Origin of the sequence: Vibrio sp. S9_S30, from assembly GCF_014694455.1 — a bacterium.
In the GTDB taxonomy this organism is placed as follows: Bacteria; Pseudomonadota; Gammaproteobacteria; order Enterobacterales; family Vibrionaceae; genus Vibrio.
In genome coordinates this window covers 132638-146812 of sequence record NZ_JAAUWT010000013.1, presented here as the reverse complement: position 1 = coordinate 146812, position 14175 = coordinate 132638, and the positions used below count along the sequence as shown (strand labels likewise).

The following is a 14175-nucleotide window of genomic DNA, read 5'->3' as shown; positions in this document are numbered from 1 at the left end:
TGTTATTTCTCACGTTTCAGCTCCTGTATACCTAGCTGGGCTTTTGGGCTATTTTGTGACTTCATGGCGTTATAAATGTCATCATTTTTAGACGAGCGTTCTAGTATAGGGTGGTAACAATGAAGCTGAGTTGCTTTATAAAAGAGAGAATTTTTTTTAAAGCCAGCTAATAGCCACCGATAATCTAAATCTGAGTCTTCACCTACGCCAGGGGCTTCGTACCGCATGTCAAAGCCGTTTATCTTTAGTAAGTCATCTTTGAATAGGGAGAAGTTGCATCCTACGAGGCCTTTATCCTTCGGTATAATCATTCGTCTTAGTGTTGGATTTAGAATTCTAAATCCTTTTTCAATATTTCTCCCTTTTTCCTTTTGACCTCCTCCGCTGAAAATATAGTCTTTTAATATCGACCATTTGAATTCGGTAAAAAATGTAGCTGGGTTCTTATGACTCTTGAGTAACCGTGAATATTTTTCTGATAAATCTACACGTCTTCCATTAAGCGCGTAGCCTCGAGAAGATTCCGATAGGTGATCCTCTACAAAATGCGCTTCTGGGATGCAATCGCCATCAAGAAAGATAAGGTAATCACTTTTGGAGGCAATCACCGCTTTGTTTAAAATACGGTTTTTTCTAAACCCTTTATCCTCATGCCACACATGTTGCACTGGAAAAGGTAAGTTTTCTATCCTGTTCTTAATATGATCTACGACTTCTTTTTTGGAGCCATCATCAGCAATTACTAACTCGAAATTTTTTTCTGTTTGCTCATTCAGAGCCTTAAAAACCAGTTCCAATAGTTCAATATTATTGTAAAAGGCAATAATTAGGCTTGCTCTTGGTTGGTTATCGTTATATTCCATGGATTACTGAATCTGGGCACTAAGTAATGCCCAGTACTCCTCAAAATTATCGGTAGGTTGGTATTTGAAATCGGAACGGACGAAGCGATTTAAACTGCCTTCTACTTGACCAAGTAACTGGGTGGCCAAAATGCGTTCGTCGACAGGGAAAGATTTGCCTTCTCTCAGTTTTCGTTCGCGCAGGATCTGGCGCAGTTGGGTTTCAATGCGTTCAAACAGTTGGTTGATTCGCTCACGTAAACGCTCGTTTTCAAACATCAATGCATGACCAGACAAAATACGTGAAAGACCTGGATTGCGTTCTGAAAATGCGAGAATAAGCTGCATAACCAATCGGATACGCTGAAGCGTGTCTTTTTCTTCATCCAGAATGCGATTGATACGAGACATCAGGGCGTCTTCAATGAATTCGATTAACCCTTCAAACATGCGAGCTTTACTAGGGAAATGGCGGTATAGCGCGGCTTCGGAAACGCCTACTTGCTTGGCAAGCTTGGCTGTCGTAATGCGAGAGGCTCCATCGGTAGATTCCAGCATTTCAGCCAGTGCCTGTAGGATTTCTTCACGACGATTGGATTTTCGATTGCCGGTCATTCAGTCCATTCCTTAATGTTTGGCGAAAAATTCACGAGCCAGCATTTTAGCGTCAGCCAGCTAAAGAGGCTAGCGATACACTCGTGATTTTCAAGGAATAAAAGCATTCGTTGTTTGCAGCGCCCTGTAAGAGCGCTGTTTATTGATGTCATAGTGCTATTTATTGATGTCATAGTGCCATTTATTGGGGGCAAGAGTGCTGCCTCAACTGCGCAGCGATTTCTTCCATTAGGGCTTTACCCAGTTCGGTTTTACTGGCGGTAGGTAGGATCTTATCTCCTTCTTTCCAGAACAAATGCAGAGCATTGCTGTCGCTATTGAAGCCGAGCCCTTGAATGGACACATCGTTGGCGCAAATCATGTCCAAGTTCTTTTTCGCGAGTTTGCTTCGAGCGTACGTTTCGACCTCTTGTGTTTCTGCTGCAAAGCCTACGGTAAATGGGCGGTGCTCTTCAAGCTTGGCGACGGAGGCAATGATGTCTGGGTTTTTGACCATCCGAATTGTCATGGCATCGTTGTTGTCTGTTTTCTTGATTTTTTGATCGGCAATGGACTCTGGGCGATAATCGGCAACCGCCGCACAGCCAATGAATACGTTGTGTTTTATGGCTTGCTCTAGGGCGGCTTGATGCATCTCTATGGCACTGTCGACATTGATTCGATTGACGCCAGCAGGTGTAGGTAGCGCAACGGGGCCGCTGATTAAGGTGACCTTAGCGCCTAATTTTGCTGCGGCACTGGCAATGGCAAACCCCATTTTTCCTGAGCTGTGATTGGATATATAGCGAACGGGGTCGATGGCTTCGCGAGTGGGCCCCGCGGTGATCACCACGGATTGACCAGAGAGCACTGGAGGAGTGAAGAAATCTTCGCATAAGTTCACCAATTGCATGGGTTCGAGCATGCGACCTTGCCCCACATCGCCACAAGCTTGCTCACCGGACGCTGGCCCCCAGATCGCCATTCCTCGGCGGTTTAACGTCTGGATGTTTTCTTGGGTTGCGAGGTTGGCGTACATTTGCTGGTTCATGGCGGGAGATACAACAATCGGTGCATCCGTTGCTAATACGAGTGTTGTCAGCAAATCATTCCCCAGCCCTGAAGCCATACGGGCAATCAGATCAGCAGTTGCTGGCGCAAGCAGCACTAGGTCTGCCCATTTGGCGAGTTCAATGTGCCCCATAGAGGCTTCGGCAGCCGGATCAAGCAAGCTATCTGATACTGGGCGACCGGATACGGCTTGCATGGTCAGCGGGGTGATGAACTCTTTGGCGGCATGAGTCATGACGACTTGCACTTCTGCTCCTCGCTCTATGAGCCTGCGAGTGAGTTCTGCACATTTATACGCAGCAATTCCGCCGCTTATCCCTAAAAGTATTTTTTTTCCTGCGAGTGTCTGCATGCTTCGTATCTCAATTGGATTTTGTGTTATACCCAAGTAACCATATCAAATAAATATCTTCAATGAGACCTTAAACCTGCCCAGTTAATTTCTAAGTAAGTCATGCTCATTATGCTGGCTTTTGGTGTGCAACAAGAATTGTTGGTCATTCAGATTGAATCTCATAAGATTTCAAGAATCTATATTTTCATTTTTGAAGTGAGTTTGGAATTCACTGATTCCTCAATTTCATAAAGATCGTCGCTCACTCGAAATTTATTGCTTGATAATTGATATGAAACGACATTCTCTATCCAATGTACCTCATTATTCTATTGTAGGTCGTTTAGATGAGTATCAAAAACCTTCCATTTGAATCTCAACCTAGAGAAAAGCTTCTGAACCAAGGTCCCAGTGCGCTTACCGATGCTGAACTGCTGGCTATTTTTCTGAGAACGGGAATCAAGGGCACTAACGTGATTGAGTTGTCTTCCCAGCTGCTAGAGGAGTTTGGTTCACTGCGAGCCCTTTTTTCAGCCAGCCAAGAAGATTTTTGTCAGAAGAAAGGATTAGGATCGGCCAAATTTGTGCAGTTGAAAGCGGTGATCGAGATGACTCAGCGTTATCTTGGTGAAACGTTAAAGCGTGGTGATGCACTCACGAGCCCGGAGCACACCAAACTTTACCTTTCCAGTATTTTGCGAGACAGGCACAGAGAAGCCTTCTATATACTGTTTTTAGATAATCAACATCGTGTGATTCAAGATGAGGTGCTCTTTGAAGGCACCATCGATGCTGCCAGTGTTTACCCTAGGGAAGTGGTCAAACGGGCGCTACACCATAACGCGGCAGCATTGATTTTAGCGCACAATCATCCTTCAGGCGTAGCAGAGCCTAGTCAGGCAGACAGAAGCATCACTCGGCGTTTAACCGATGCCGTTGCACTGGTTGATATACGGATCTTGGATCACTTTGTGATTGGGGATGGAGAGGTGGTTTCGTTTGCAGAAAGAGGGTGGATATGAATATCGCGCGCTTTTTTACTGAAAGTACTCATAACATACTAGAGAATTACGATAAGGCATGTTGAGTCGGCTTAGAGGTCACTTTTTAGTTGTCTGGTGGTCATAATCTGCTATCATCCCCGCACTAAAATTTATGAACCTCAATCAGCTCTGCCTAAAAAAGATCACGAAAACCTGTAAAAAGGATCTGTTCGGGTCTTGAGCAATGCATATCAAGTTAGTATAATGCGCGACCTTTGATAGCCTTGTATGGGTATTCCATAACGGTATTTGACCTCTAGTCTTCTTATGATAGATAGAGAGGTTCGGCCACCAAGGTTGATATCGAGCTGAAACGATTTGGAGAAGACATTCATGTCCCGAGTATGCCAAGTAACTGGTAAGCGTCCTATAACGGGTAACAACCGTTCACACGCACGAAATGCTACCAAGCGTCGTTTTCTGCCGAACCTACAAACTCATCGTTTCTGGGTAGAAAGCGAAAAGCGCTTTGTTAAACTACGTCTCACTGCTAAGGGTATGCGTATTATTGATAAGAAAGGCATCGATGCTGTTCTTGTTGATGTCCGTGCTCGTGGCGAGAACGTATAAGAGGAATTGAATAATGGCTAAAAAAGGCGCTCGCGAGCTAATCCGTCTATGTTCAAGTGAGAGTCCTCACTACTACACAACGGACAAAAACAAACGTAACATGCCAAGCAAATTTGAGATCAAAAAGTATGATCCAGTTTTACGCAGGCACGTTATGTACAAAGAAGCGAAAATCAAGTAATTGATTTCCCAATTCTTTGCTAGTGTTTAAAAACCCAGTTAATCGACTGGGTTTTTTATTGCTTATTGATTCACTTCCGAGTGCAGGTTAACTACGCGTCACAAATTGCGTTGTGATTAAAACGCATTTAAACACCAACTACAGAAAGGGGAATAGGTAACTCTTTTCTACCGATACTGCTACCCACTCTTTTTGCCAATTTTGCAGCAACCAAAAGCTTGGGGTTTGGTAAAATGTGATTCTTTCCGGTTCATCGACACCGACATACCACACCTCTAACGTTCTGGCGGGGGGGAGATTGCCTTTCAATTTATCGTACGTATCCGAGTCTACCTGAGTACCTGTGAGTTCCGTCCATCGTAGTGCGGCTTGTAAAGGCTCGATAGAGAGTTGGCGTGTTGAACGCCATTGATTATCGACATTTTCAAGTGACCATTGGGCGAAATGCAATGCACTTGGCTTTTCACTTGGACTGATAACATAAGGAAGTGTGCTGGTTTCACCAAGTCCGAAGTGTTTTCTTAACAGACTTGGTGCATTGATAATGGCAATAAATGCCAAGATCGATAAGATCAGAATGTTGTTCCAGCCTTTACGGGAAAGCTTCATTGAATGCCTCAAACAGACGTATTTTGAGTATAATCATAACCCCGTTCCCGATGTACCGACAGCCTAATCAAGGAATTAAGATGCCAGAATTGCCAGAAGTTGAAGTGAGTCGTCTAGGTATTACGCCTCACCTGAAAGGGCAAATAGTGAAAGCCATACATGTGAGGCAACCCAAACTGCGTTGGATGGTGCCAGAAAGTATTCAAACGTTGGTGGGCGAAGAAATTCTGGCTATTACTCGCAGAGCCAAATACCTCATGATCGAAACCAAGGCGGGCAGTGCGGTTGTGCATTTGGGAATGTCGGGAAGTTTGCGCGTACTCGATGCCTTTATTGAACCGGGGAAGCACGATCACGTCGATCTGGTGTTAACGAATGGCAAAGTCCTTCGCTACAATGATCCGCGTCGCTTTGGGTCGTGGTTACACACAGAATATGGTGAGCAACCAGATGTACTCAAGCATTTGGGTTCCGAGCCCTTAACGGATGCGTTCGATCTTGAGTCCTTTACACTGCAAGCTAAGCGTAAGAAAACCGTCATCAAACAGTTCATTATGGATAATAAAGTGGTGGTGGGGGTGGGGAATATTTACGCCAATGAATCGCTATTTATGTCTCACATCCACCCGCAGCGACCAGCGAATCAACTCAATGACGGCGAGCTCGAATTATTGCATAGCAACATCAAACGAGTGCTGAATACCGCGATTAAGCAAGGTGGGACGACTCTTAAAGACTTTAATCAAGCTGATGGTAAGCCGGGCTATTTCGCCCAAGAGCTTCAGGTGTATGGGCGTTCAGGGGATAAATGTACGGTTTGCGATAGCGTGATAGAAGACGTCAAAATTGGGCAGCGAAACACCTTCTACTGCCCAGAGTGTCAGCCTTTAACTCGTTCTTGATATTTTTTCTCTAAGGCTGCGGCGACGATAGCTGGAACAAATTGCGCGACACTGCCACCGTGGATCGCCACTTCTCGGACAATGGTGGATGAAATAAACGCGTGTTCTTCTGCTGGGGTAAGGAACACACTTTCTAATCCGGGTAGGAGCCTTCGGTACATGTTCGTTAAACCAAACTCGTATTCAAAGTCGCCTGTGGTTCGTAGCCCACGGATCAGAACGTTGGCTTGTTCTGTACGAGCAAAATCCACCATCAAACCAGAAAAACCTTTTGTGGTGACGTTATCTAAGTGCTTCGTGACAACTTGTGCAAACGTGACTCGCTCTTCCAAGGTGAACATGGTGTTCTTACTTGGGCTGGCGGCGACGGCGACAATCACTTCATCAAACATGTCGGCAGCACGCTCAATCAAGTCTAAATGACCGTTTGTTAATGGGTCGAAAGTACCCGGATAAATCACTCGGGAAATACGTTTTGCTGACACACCTTACTCACTTGCTTTTCGTTACTAATCTGCTGTCATCATAGCAAAAAACACTCAAACTTCGCTATGTAACTGGGTATCATGTGTGGCGAACCACAGTGCGGACAATAAGATGAAAAAAATACTGGTAATTCGAAACGATAAGATTGGCGATTTTATGTTGGCGTGGCCGAGCTTCGCCATGTTGAAACAATCGATGCCTGAGGCAGAGGTCACTGCACTTGTTCCTCGCTACACTAAAGCATTGGCTGAGCTTTGCCCCTGGATTGATTCTGTTATCGTCGATTGTGGTTCAAATGCGCCGAAACAAGATAAAGTTGAACTGATGAAGCGAATAAAGTCGGAGCAATTTGATGCTTCCATCAATTTATTCTCTACCTCTTACAGCGCGTCTCTGGTTTGGAAAGCCAAGATCCCATACCGACTTGCACCCGCCACGAAAATCGCCCAGATTTTTTACAATAAGCGCATTAAGCAGAAACGTTCACAATCCGCTAAACCTGAGTATGAATACAACCTCGATCTTGTTCGCTCCTTTCTGTCGGACAACGACATCAACATTCGAGAGCCCAATGCGCCTTATTTGGTGCCGAGTATCACAACGTTGAACGCTCAAAAAGAGATGCTTGCTCAAACGTTAAGCCTTGATAAACAGAAGCCTTGGATTTTTGTGCACGCTGGCAGTGGCGGTTCTGCCAATAACCTGTCATTGAGGCAGTATTCGATTTTAATCCAGACATTGAATTTGGATGGTGAATGTGTTCTTACTGCGGGACCAGGTGAAGAAGGCAAAGCCATGGAACTGCGAGCGTTGTTATCCGATCTCGGTGTGAAGTCGGTGGTGTACAGCAAAAACGAGGGGCTGGTTGATTTTACGTATTCGATTGCCTGCGCTGACATGTTTATTGCCGGTTCGACAGGACCACTTCATATTGCTGCTACATTGGATGTGCCCACGGTTGGCTTCTTTCCAAGTAAACGTTCAGCCACGCCACTTCGCTGGCGACCCATTAACGCAGAAGGGAAGCACATTGCTTTCTGTCCATCGGAAGCCAGCAGTAAAGATCAGCAAGAAGACATGTCTCGTATTGATGTGACAGAATGCGCCGAGCAAGTGAAGAGATGGTGGGCAAGCTTAAATTCACTTGCCCATCGGAACTAAGATAAGCGGTTCGATCATTGCTTATAGTGCGGGTCGTTATCTCTTGCCCACAAATCTGCGTATTTAATAAAGGTGGAATGGGCGGACAATAACGCGATCAAGAACCCTTGTTTCCCATCCAAAAAGCCTCGTTTGAGTAGATACATCTTCATAAAGCAGGCGAGGGCATGAATTACTCCCTGAGACAATGACGCCTTTTTCCCGCGAGCCTGCCTTTGGTCTGCCCACGCTTTACCATAACTGGCGGATTTAACGAGGTAATGGTTGAGGTTTTTGTAGGAGTAGTGAAGGATATCACCATTGAGTTCGGCTACATTACAACCGTCCGGAATCACCACCGATTCGTGAACGAGGTTGTCGTTGTATGTGGTGAGTTTATTGGGATACAGACGGACGTGTCGATAGTACCAGCCTGAGTGTTTTAGGAATCGACCAAATACCCAAGTCAGCTCATTGAGGCTAAAAACGGTGTTATCGGGGGCATTTTCTAGCATCTCAAGGATATGGTTTTTTAACGTATCATCAATGCGTTCATCGGCATCCACGGCCAGAATCCAATCGTATTCTGTATAGCTCTGGGCAAGTTGCTTCTGTTTGCCAAACCCCGGCCAATTCGCGTTGACAAAGAATTTGTCGGTGTATTGCCTCGCAATGGCTTCGGTTTTGTCTGTGCTGCCTGAATCGACGATAACAATCTCATCAACCCATGTTAGGCTTTCTAAGCAGCCTTTGAGGCTGTCCTCTTCATTTTTGGTAATGATGACCGCGGCGATCGTTGCGCGGTTAGGGTGGGAAAGCTGCGTCATAATTTTTGTTCTCTGCAAACACGGTTAAACATGTCGATGACATCGACTGATCGGAGGTTAGCCATTGCATTGTCGTCTTTGACACGTGAGCGCCAAGGTAACTGAGATGGGCTTTTTCCCGTCTGTTTTTCTATTTCTTTTGCCCATACGCTGACAACATAGTGTTGATAAACATAGGGACCTGTTCGAGCGGGGTTGTGATGAGCATACAGCCCGATAACGGGGGTATTCATCGCATTCGCCATATGAATCGGACCCGTATCTGGAGCCACCACCAAATCACAGTGATCAAGCAGGGCTAACATCTCAAGTAAGCTGCTTTTGCCGACTAAGTTGGTGACGGGGGTTTTTAGTGATTGAAGAATGGACTGAGCCAATTCTTGTTCCGCAGGGGATGGGCTGCCTGCGAGAATGATGTTCCACCCTAATTGATCCGCATGGTGGATGACATCGACATAACCTTGAGTTGTCCAATTTTTGTAGGCTTTGCTTGCTCCGGGAACGATCACAAGGTTGCGTTTGTCCGTAAGCAAATGACTTTGTGCCCAAAGACTTGCTGGTTCTGGGTAAGAGAGTAGCCATTTTGGATCTCCGTTTGGTACTCCCAATACTGGATTAAAGGCCATGAGCCCGTCTAACACATGAGGTGTGTTTGGTGAAGGCACTTTGATATTGGTAAACCAATGCTGTCCATCCTGACTACGGACTTTGTCAAACCCCAATTTGTATTTGGCTCTAATACCTAGGGTAACAATGCTGGCTCTGATGGCATACTGCATGTGCAATAACGCATCAAATTTCCTACCTTTTAGCTGCTGCCATACCGACGTATAGCCTTTCCAGCCCAGCTTTTTGTCGAAAATAATGACTTCTACATTATCGATGGATTCGAGTAGTTGTGCTTCGATCTTCCCTGTTATCCACGTTATTTGAGTTTCTGGCCAATGGTGTTGAATGGCTTGCACGGCGGCAATGGTGTTGCAGACGTCGCCGATGGCAGACAAACGTACGACACAGATAGAGGTGGGAGGGCTTGTAAAAAGCGGCATAGTAGTAGAAAGCTCTCTGATAAGTTGCTAAGGATTATGCAGTTAAGCTTTAAGAATGTAAAATCGACCTACCGTTTTCTCACCCTTCATAAATCATGATCAAAACCCAATGCAGCAAGAATCAAAAAATATGGTACGACAGCAATGTTATCCACCATGATTTAGAGCGCTTGTTTGATATCGAGTATTGGCAAGACCAAAACAAAGTGATTGGGCAAGCCAGTGGTAGAGGGACAACGTGGTTTGTGGATTTGGGGGTAACCCATGCCGCATTACGCCATTATCGACGTGGTGGGCTATTTGGTAAACTGGTCACAGATCAGTATGTGTTTACGGGGTTTGATAACACTCGCAGTGCGCTGGAGTTTTCGTTGCTTGGCGTCATGCGTAAAGGTGGGCTGAATGTTCCCAAACCTATCGCAGCCAAAGTTCAAAAATCGGGATTCATTTACCGCGCGGACATCATTACCGAGAAGATACAAAACGCCAGAGACTTGGTGGCTATTTTAAAGTCGGAGCGGCTAGATGCACATCACTACAAGCAAATTGGTCGAGCAATCCGGAAAATGCATGACCTTGGCATTAATCACACTGATTTGAATATCCACAATATTTTGATGGATGAGCAAGAAAAAGTGTGGGTCATCGATTTTGATAAGTGCTTTCAGCAAACGGGTGAGAACTGGAAGCAAAGGAATCTAGATAGGTTGAAGCGATCTTTTGAAAAAGAAGATCAAAAAAACGAGATCGTTTTTAACATCAACTCTGAGTGGGCATGCCTGAGAAACAGTTACATGAATAACAGGGGCTAACAGAAATAGTCATCATTAGCCCCTTTAATTTATTATGTTTCTACTCGACCGTTCTCATCGCTTTCCGTGCACATTGCCATAAATATGGCCGTGAATGTGATGTAAAGAAGAATCCCAGAATGATGATTTAGATAGGTCTGGGTTAGGAAGTAGCCCATTAACAATGTAATGTGGCATATCCCCATCACAGCAAAGTATGCTTTGTCTGTATTCTTATGCCGTTGATATTGCTTTTTAAAGTACCAAATTGGGGCGATGCACATGGCAAATATTGCCATTAAACCAATGATGCCTCTTTCCTGCAAAGCATCGAGATATTGGTTGTGTGCATTTGAAAACAACACAGCGGACTTTTCCACTATACCGATATCCACTAGTTTTTGCTTTTCAGGGATTAAGTTATGATAACCCGTTCCAAAGATAGGAAACTCCTTACCGATATATATAGCAGCTTTCCAAAGTTCTATACGCACCGCTGATGAGCTTTGACCTCCAATTTGTAAGTCATAATTTATTGCAGTAATTCTTTTTTCAATAACAGGATATGTGATGGATAAAACTGCAGAAAATAAAAGCAAAGCAATAACAGCTAAGCGCGGAGAAATCCATTTTCTATAGTGCCAGAGTAAGAAGGCGATAATAAACGGTGAAATAAGCCAAGCCCCTCTCCCTCCAGATAACAAGCTGGCACCGATTCCCCCACACGATCCAATTGCGGTCAGGAATGCAAAAGCAGTTTTTCTTTTCTCAATAAAGTGAAACATGCCTACCAAAGAAAGAATACCTAACGTCATTGCCATGCCACTCGCTTGGATGGACATATATCCAAGGGCCCCAAGAGCGCGCACATTTAGCACAAAATGCATATAAACCGCTATGATGCCAGCAATCACACCTCCAATGCCTATCCCTAAAATTACCCATGTAGTGCTTGGGCGATATGCCATAAGAAAGGTCACTATTGGAAAAATCAGTAAGATTCGGTTGGGAATATCTAATTGTTTTGGTGGGCCATCAAAGATCAAATAGGAAGCGACAATAGAAATAAAGTAACTCAATATGAGCCAGTGAGTCAGTTTTTGTGATTCGTTAATGGAAACCCTTTTTCTGGTTTTGGCGTAGAAAGCTAAAGAAACTAGGGCTATTAAAATGGGCAGCCAAGAATAACTATATGGCTGAATCAACAGAGTTATGGGGTAAAGAAAAACAAGGATGGAAGAGAGCAAGACCTGTTTTTCATCGCATTTAGTTGTTTGCATAGACTTTATATTGCCTTAGTCATCAAAGTTGAAGTGTGAATATTTTTAGCAAGACTATGTGCATGACCGTACAATGAACTTATTATGATGGGTACTTCGGATGAGATGTTTGTTGTTCATAGTGTACACGCATTATTCTTGGTGATGGCATTGAGTGAGCGGGTTAATGCTCCGCGACTTTCTTCGACGAACGCCATGGCGTTAAACCCAGCTTGTCGTGCTTCTTGTTCAGAGGTGAGAAGCACAACTAAGCTATCGACCAACTCGGCTGAATCATGAATAACCCGGGTAGCATTCAGTCTGCGGAGTTCTTTGGTGATTTCCAAAAAATTGTAATAGCTAGGACCAATAATGGTGGGTTTTCCCAATGCCGCGGGTTCTAGCAGGTTGTGACCGCCCACTTTATTGCCCAATAGGCTCCCCCCCATAAAACACACATTGGCTGCTTGCATTAAGGTGAGCATTTCACCCATGGTATCGCCCAAGTAGACGTGTTGATCGCTTAAATCATTATTTGAGCGCGTTCTTCTTGCCGTTTTTAAGCCTTCTGACACACAAAGGTTAAACATGTCATCAAATCTTTCTGGGTGCCTTGGCACCAGTATGAGCAAGGCCGTGGGCAGTTTTTCTAATAGCTGCTCATGTACTTTTATTAATTGTTCATCTTCACCTGCGTGAGTACTCGCGGCGATCCAAATGGGTCTTTTCGCCCCCAATTGTTCACGAAGAAGGTTACCTTCGCTGATGGTGTTTTCTGTTACCTTGATGTCAAATTTTATCGAGCCAGTGACTAGGATCTTCTCATTGCTGACACCAAGCTTTACAAAATTATCTGCGTCTTCTTTGTGTTGGCACAGTACTTGCGACAGTTGGTTTGCGATACCTATAAATAGGGGCTGAACTTTTTTGTATCCACGAAACGATTTATCAGACAGCCTTGCGTTCAAAATCGTAATCGGGACGCCGTAATTTGATGCTGCATAAAGGGTGTTCGGCCACAATTCGGTTTCTACAATAATAAGCTGAGAAGGGTTCATTCTCTTTAAAAATCGCTGAACAGAAAAAGGAAAATCGACAGGGGCGTAGCGGTGCGTGGCGAGATTTGACAGCTTTTCTGCTTGTTCTGCACCTGTTGGGGTTGTGGTGGTGATCAATATGGGGGTCTCGGGCACTTTTTCTTTCAACGCTTTGATAAAAGGCGTTACCGCGATCACCTCACCGACCGAGACTGCATGTATCCATATAGGTTTCTCTTCGCTATCCAGCCTAGGCGTCAGCCCAAAATGTTCTTTCCAGCGAGAGCCGACAGACGGCTTGTTTTTGCGTTTACGGAAAAGACCATAGAGCAATATCGGTGCGACGAATGTGAGTAAAATGGTATACAAGGCTCTGACGATCATACTGAAGCCTTACTGGATGCTAACGCGGCTATTACTCGACTTGGAGGCAACTCGGTTAAACATTTCATGTGTCCGTAAGGGCAGGTTTTTTTAAAACATGGGCGACACTCAATGTCAGTATGAAGCATGGTCAACTTATCGGTGAGTGGGGGCGTGTACTTCGGTGAACTTGAGCCGTAAATCGCAACAATATTGCACCCGACCGCGGCTGATACGTGCATTAAGCCAGAGTCGTTACAGACAACGGTATCGCAGGCAGCGAGCAAGTCTACGGCTTCAATCAAACTCGTTTGCCCAGCCAAATCATGGCAATGAACCTGAAGTTCTTTGGGCAATGCCGTTCGAATCTTCTGGGTGACCTCTCTGTCTTTGGCGGATCCAAACAGCCAAACTTGTTTGCCCTGTTCTATCACAAATTGTGCGACTTCCGCATAGTAAGTGTCGGGCCATCGCTTGGCAGGACCGTATTCCGCGCCAGGACAAAGACCGACAGCCATTCTTTCATCGGTTAGGTTTAACCGAAGTAAGGCATTGCGTTGAGAGTCCGAATCTATCGTGAGTGTGGGTGTCGGGCACTGTGGCAAGGTAACCGAATCGAGCATGGCGTGTTTGCTGTGAGCAAGCGCAACATAGCGCTCAACCATGTACTGAAAGACTGTTCTATCAGGGCGTAAATCGTTAAGCAGCCCATAGCGCATTTCACCTTTCCAGCCTATGCGGTTTGGTATGCCAGCGAACCATGGAATCAGTGCTGATTTCGCCGAATTGGGAAGGATAAAGGCGTGTGTATAGCCTTCTTGGGCAAGAGATTTGCCTATTTTGCGTCGCCCTAATAAATTGAATTCCCCGTGCCCCATGGGCATTTCTATGGCTCGGGATATTTCTGGCATGCGTTCAAGAATGGGTTTACACCAAGCAGGAGCAAGTACGTCAATTGTGGCGTCTGGGTGCTGGATCTTCAATTCGGTGTACAGGCTTTGCGACATGACCATGTCGCCTACCCATGAAGGTCCAATAACCAAAATCTTCATACTGTTGCTCACTGATTTCTCTTCG

General features: G+C 45.1%; 16 protein-coding genes. 6 read left to right on the top strand and 10 right to left on the bottom strand.

Going from position 1 to position 14175, the window contains the following annotated elements:
• Positions 1-2 precede the first annotated feature (2 nt).
• From HC752_RS16310 to coaBC, 3 genes are all read right to left on the bottom strand, one after another.
• Entirely contained in the window at positions 3-863 is an 861-nt protein-coding gene (locus tag HC752_RS16310) for a glycosyltransferase (protein WP_190336231.1), read from the bottom strand.
• A gap of 3 nt (positions 864-866) precedes the next feature.
• Positions 867-1457, bottom strand: a complete 591-nt coding sequence (gene slmA, locus HC752_RS16305; protein ID WP_190336230.1) for a nucleoid occlusion factor SlmA — start codon at positions 1455-1457, stop codon at positions 867-869.
• Positions 1458-1638: 181 nt separating this feature from the next.
• Positions 1639-2859, bottom strand: coding sequence for a bifunctional phosphopantothenoylcysteine decarboxylase/phosphopantothenate--cysteine ligase CoaBC (coaBC, locus tag HC752_RS16300; protein WP_190336229.1), 1221 nt, complete (start codon positions 2857-2859; stop codon positions 1639-1641).
• A gap of 329 nt (positions 2860-3188) precedes the next feature.
• Here coaBC and radC point away from each other — a divergent pair, with 329 nt between their 5' ends.
• The 3 genes from radC (at position 3189) to rpmG (ending at position 4635) form a co-directional block, all read left to right on the top strand.
• Positions 3189-3863 carry a RadC family protein gene (gene radC / locus HC752_RS16295; RefSeq protein WP_190336228.1) on the top strand — a complete coding sequence of 225 codons (675 nt, stop codon included), beginning with the start codon at positions 3189-3191 and terminating at the stop codon, positions 3861-3863.
• Between the two features lie 354 nt (positions 3864-4217).
• The gene (gene rpmB, locus HC752_RS16290) at positions 4218-4454 is read left to right on the top strand and encodes a 50S ribosomal protein L28 (protein WP_190336227.1); all 237 of its coding nucleotides are present in this window, start codon (positions 4218-4220) and stop codon (positions 4452-4454) included.
• A gap of 13 nt (positions 4455-4467) precedes the next feature.
• On the top strand, positions 4468-4635 hold the full coding sequence (gene rpmG, locus HC752_RS16285) for a 50S ribosomal protein L33 (protein ID WP_190336226.1): 168 nt from the start codon (positions 4468-4470) through the stop codon (positions 4633-4635).
• Positions 4636-4773: 138 nt separating this feature from the next.
• Here rpmG and HC752_RS16280 read toward each other — a convergent pair whose 3' ends face one another.
• A complete protein-coding gene (locus tag HC752_RS16280) occupies positions 4774-5244 on the bottom strand; it encodes a hypothetical protein (RefSeq protein WP_190336225.1) in 471 nt (156 codons plus the stop codon).
• 80 nt (positions 5245-5324) lie between these two features.
• Between HC752_RS16280 and mutM the strand changes: the two genes are divergently transcribed.
• Positions 5325-6146 carry a bifunctional DNA-formamidopyrimidine glycosylase/DNA-(apurinic or apyrimidinic site) lyase gene (gene mutM / locus HC752_RS16275; RefSeq protein WP_190336224.1) on the top strand — a complete coding sequence of 274 codons (822 nt, stop codon included), beginning with the start codon at positions 5325-5327 and terminating at the stop codon, positions 6144-6146.
• Here mutM and coaD read toward each other — a convergent pair.
• Positions 6125-6631, bottom strand: a complete 507-nt coding sequence (gene coaD / locus HC752_RS16270; protein ID WP_190336223.1) for a pantetheine-phosphate adenylyltransferase — start codon at positions 6629-6631, stop codon at positions 6125-6127. The two genes, mutM and coaD, sit on opposite strands and share 22 nt — an antisense overlap.
• Positions 6632-6743: 112 nt before the next feature.
• Here coaD and HC752_RS16265 point away from each other — a divergent pair, with 112 nt between their 5' ends.
• Positions 6744-7793 carry a glycosyltransferase family 9 protein gene (locus HC752_RS16265; RefSeq protein ID WP_190336222.1) on the top strand — a complete coding sequence of 350 codons (1050 nt, stop codon included), beginning with the start codon at positions 6744-6746 and terminating at the stop codon, positions 7791-7793.
• 14 nt (positions 7794-7807) lie between these two features.
• Here HC752_RS16265 and HC752_RS16260 read toward each other — a convergent pair whose 3' ends face one another.
• The gene (locus tag HC752_RS16260; protein WP_190336221.1) at positions 7808-8599 is read right to left on the bottom strand and encodes a glycosyltransferase family 2 protein; all 792 of its coding nucleotides are present in this window, start codon (positions 8597-8599) and stop codon (positions 7808-7810) included.
• Entirely contained in the window at positions 8596-9648 is a 1053-nt protein-coding gene (locus HC752_RS16255) for a glycosyltransferase family 9 protein (protein ID WP_190336220.1), read from the bottom strand. The genes HC752_RS16260 and HC752_RS16255 overlap by 4 nt, the downstream gene beginning before the upstream one ends.
• 95 nt (positions 9649-9743) lie before the next feature.
• Here HC752_RS16255 and HC752_RS16250 point away from each other — a divergent pair, with 95 nt between their 5' ends.
• Positions 9744-10460 (top strand): 3-deoxy-D-manno-octulosonic acid kinase, encoded by a 717-nt coding sequence (locus tag HC752_RS16250; protein WP_190336219.1) that lies wholly within the window; start codon positions 9744-9746, stop codon positions 10458-10460.
• Between the two features lie 32 nt (positions 10461-10492).
• Here the strand turns inward: HC752_RS16250 and HC752_RS16245 are convergent, their stop codons facing one another.
• The 3 genes from HC752_RS16245 to waaF all read right to left on the bottom strand — a co-directional run bounded on the left by HC752_RS16245 (position 10493) and on the right by waaF (position 14150).
• Positions 10493-11719, bottom strand: a complete 1227-nt coding sequence (locus HC752_RS16245) for an O-antigen ligase family protein (protein WP_190336218.1) — start codon at positions 11717-11719, stop codon at positions 10493-10495.
• A gap of 116 nt (positions 11720-11835) precedes the next feature.
• A complete protein-coding gene (gene waaA, locus HC752_RS16240; protein ID WP_190336217.1) occupies positions 11836-13119 on the bottom strand; it encodes a lipid IV(A) 3-deoxy-D-manno-octulosonic acid transferase in 1284 nt (427 codons plus the stop codon).
• Entirely contained in the window at positions 13116-14150 is a 1035-nt protein-coding gene (gene waaF, locus HC752_RS16235; protein WP_190336250.1) for a lipopolysaccharide heptosyltransferase II, read from the bottom strand. Before waaF ends, waaA begins: the two co-directional genes overlap by 4 nt.
• Positions 14151-14175 lie beyond the last annotated feature (25 nt).

Coding starts and splice junctions, on each gene's coding strand:
- HC752_RS16310 (WP_190336231.1), bottom strand. CDS start 863: ATGGAATATAACGATAACCAACCAAGAGCAAGCCTAATTATTGCCTTT.
- slmA (WP_190336230.1), bottom strand. CDS start 1,457: ATGACCGGCAATCGAAAATCCAATCGTCGTGAAGAAATCCTACAGGCA.
- coaBC (WP_190336229.1), bottom strand. CDS start 2,859: ATGCAGACACTCGCAGGAAAAAAAATACTTTTAGGGATAAGCGGCGGA.
- radC (WP_190336228.1), top strand. CDS start 3,189: ATGAGTATCAAAAACCTTCCATTTGAATCTCAACCTAGAGAAAAGCTT.
- rpmB (WP_190336227.1), top strand. CDS start 4,218: ATGTCCCGAGTATGCCAAGTAACTGGTAAGCGTCCTATAACGGGTAAC.
- rpmG (WP_190336226.1), top strand. CDS start 4,468: ATGGCTAAAAAAGGCGCTCGCGAGCTAATCCGTCTATGTTCAAGTGAG.
- HC752_RS16280 (WP_190336225.1), bottom strand. CDS start 5,244: ATGAAGCTTTCCCGTAAAGGCTGGAACAACATTCTGATCTTATCGATC.
- mutM (WP_190336224.1), top strand. CDS start 5,325: ATGCCAGAATTGCCAGAAGTTGAAGTGAGTCGTCTAGGTATTACGCCT.
- HC752_RS16265 (WP_190336222.1), top strand. CDS start 6,744: ATGAAAAAAATACTGGTAATTCGAAACGATAAGATTGGCGATTTTATG.
- HC752_RS16260 (WP_190336221.1), bottom strand. CDS start 8,599: ATGACGCAGCTTTCCCACCCTAACCGCGCAACGATCGCCGCGGTCATC.
- HC752_RS16255 (WP_190336220.1), bottom strand. CDS start 9,648: ATGCCGCTTTTTACAAGCCCTCCCACCTCTATCTGTGTCGTACGTTTG.
- HC752_RS16250 (WP_190336219.1), top strand. CDS start 9,744: ATGATCAAAACCCAATGCAGCAAGAATCAAAAAATATGGTACGACAGC.
- HC752_RS16245 (WP_190336218.1), bottom strand. CDS start 11,719: ATGCAAACAACTAAATGCGATGAAAAACAGGTCTTGCTCTCTTCCATC.
- waaA (WP_190336217.1), bottom strand. CDS start 13,119: ATGATCGTCAGAGCCTTGTATACCATTTTACTCACATTCGTCGCACCG.
- waaF (WP_190336250.1), bottom strand. CDS start 14,150: ATGAAGATTTTGGTTATTGGACCTTCATGGGTAGGCGACATGGTCATG.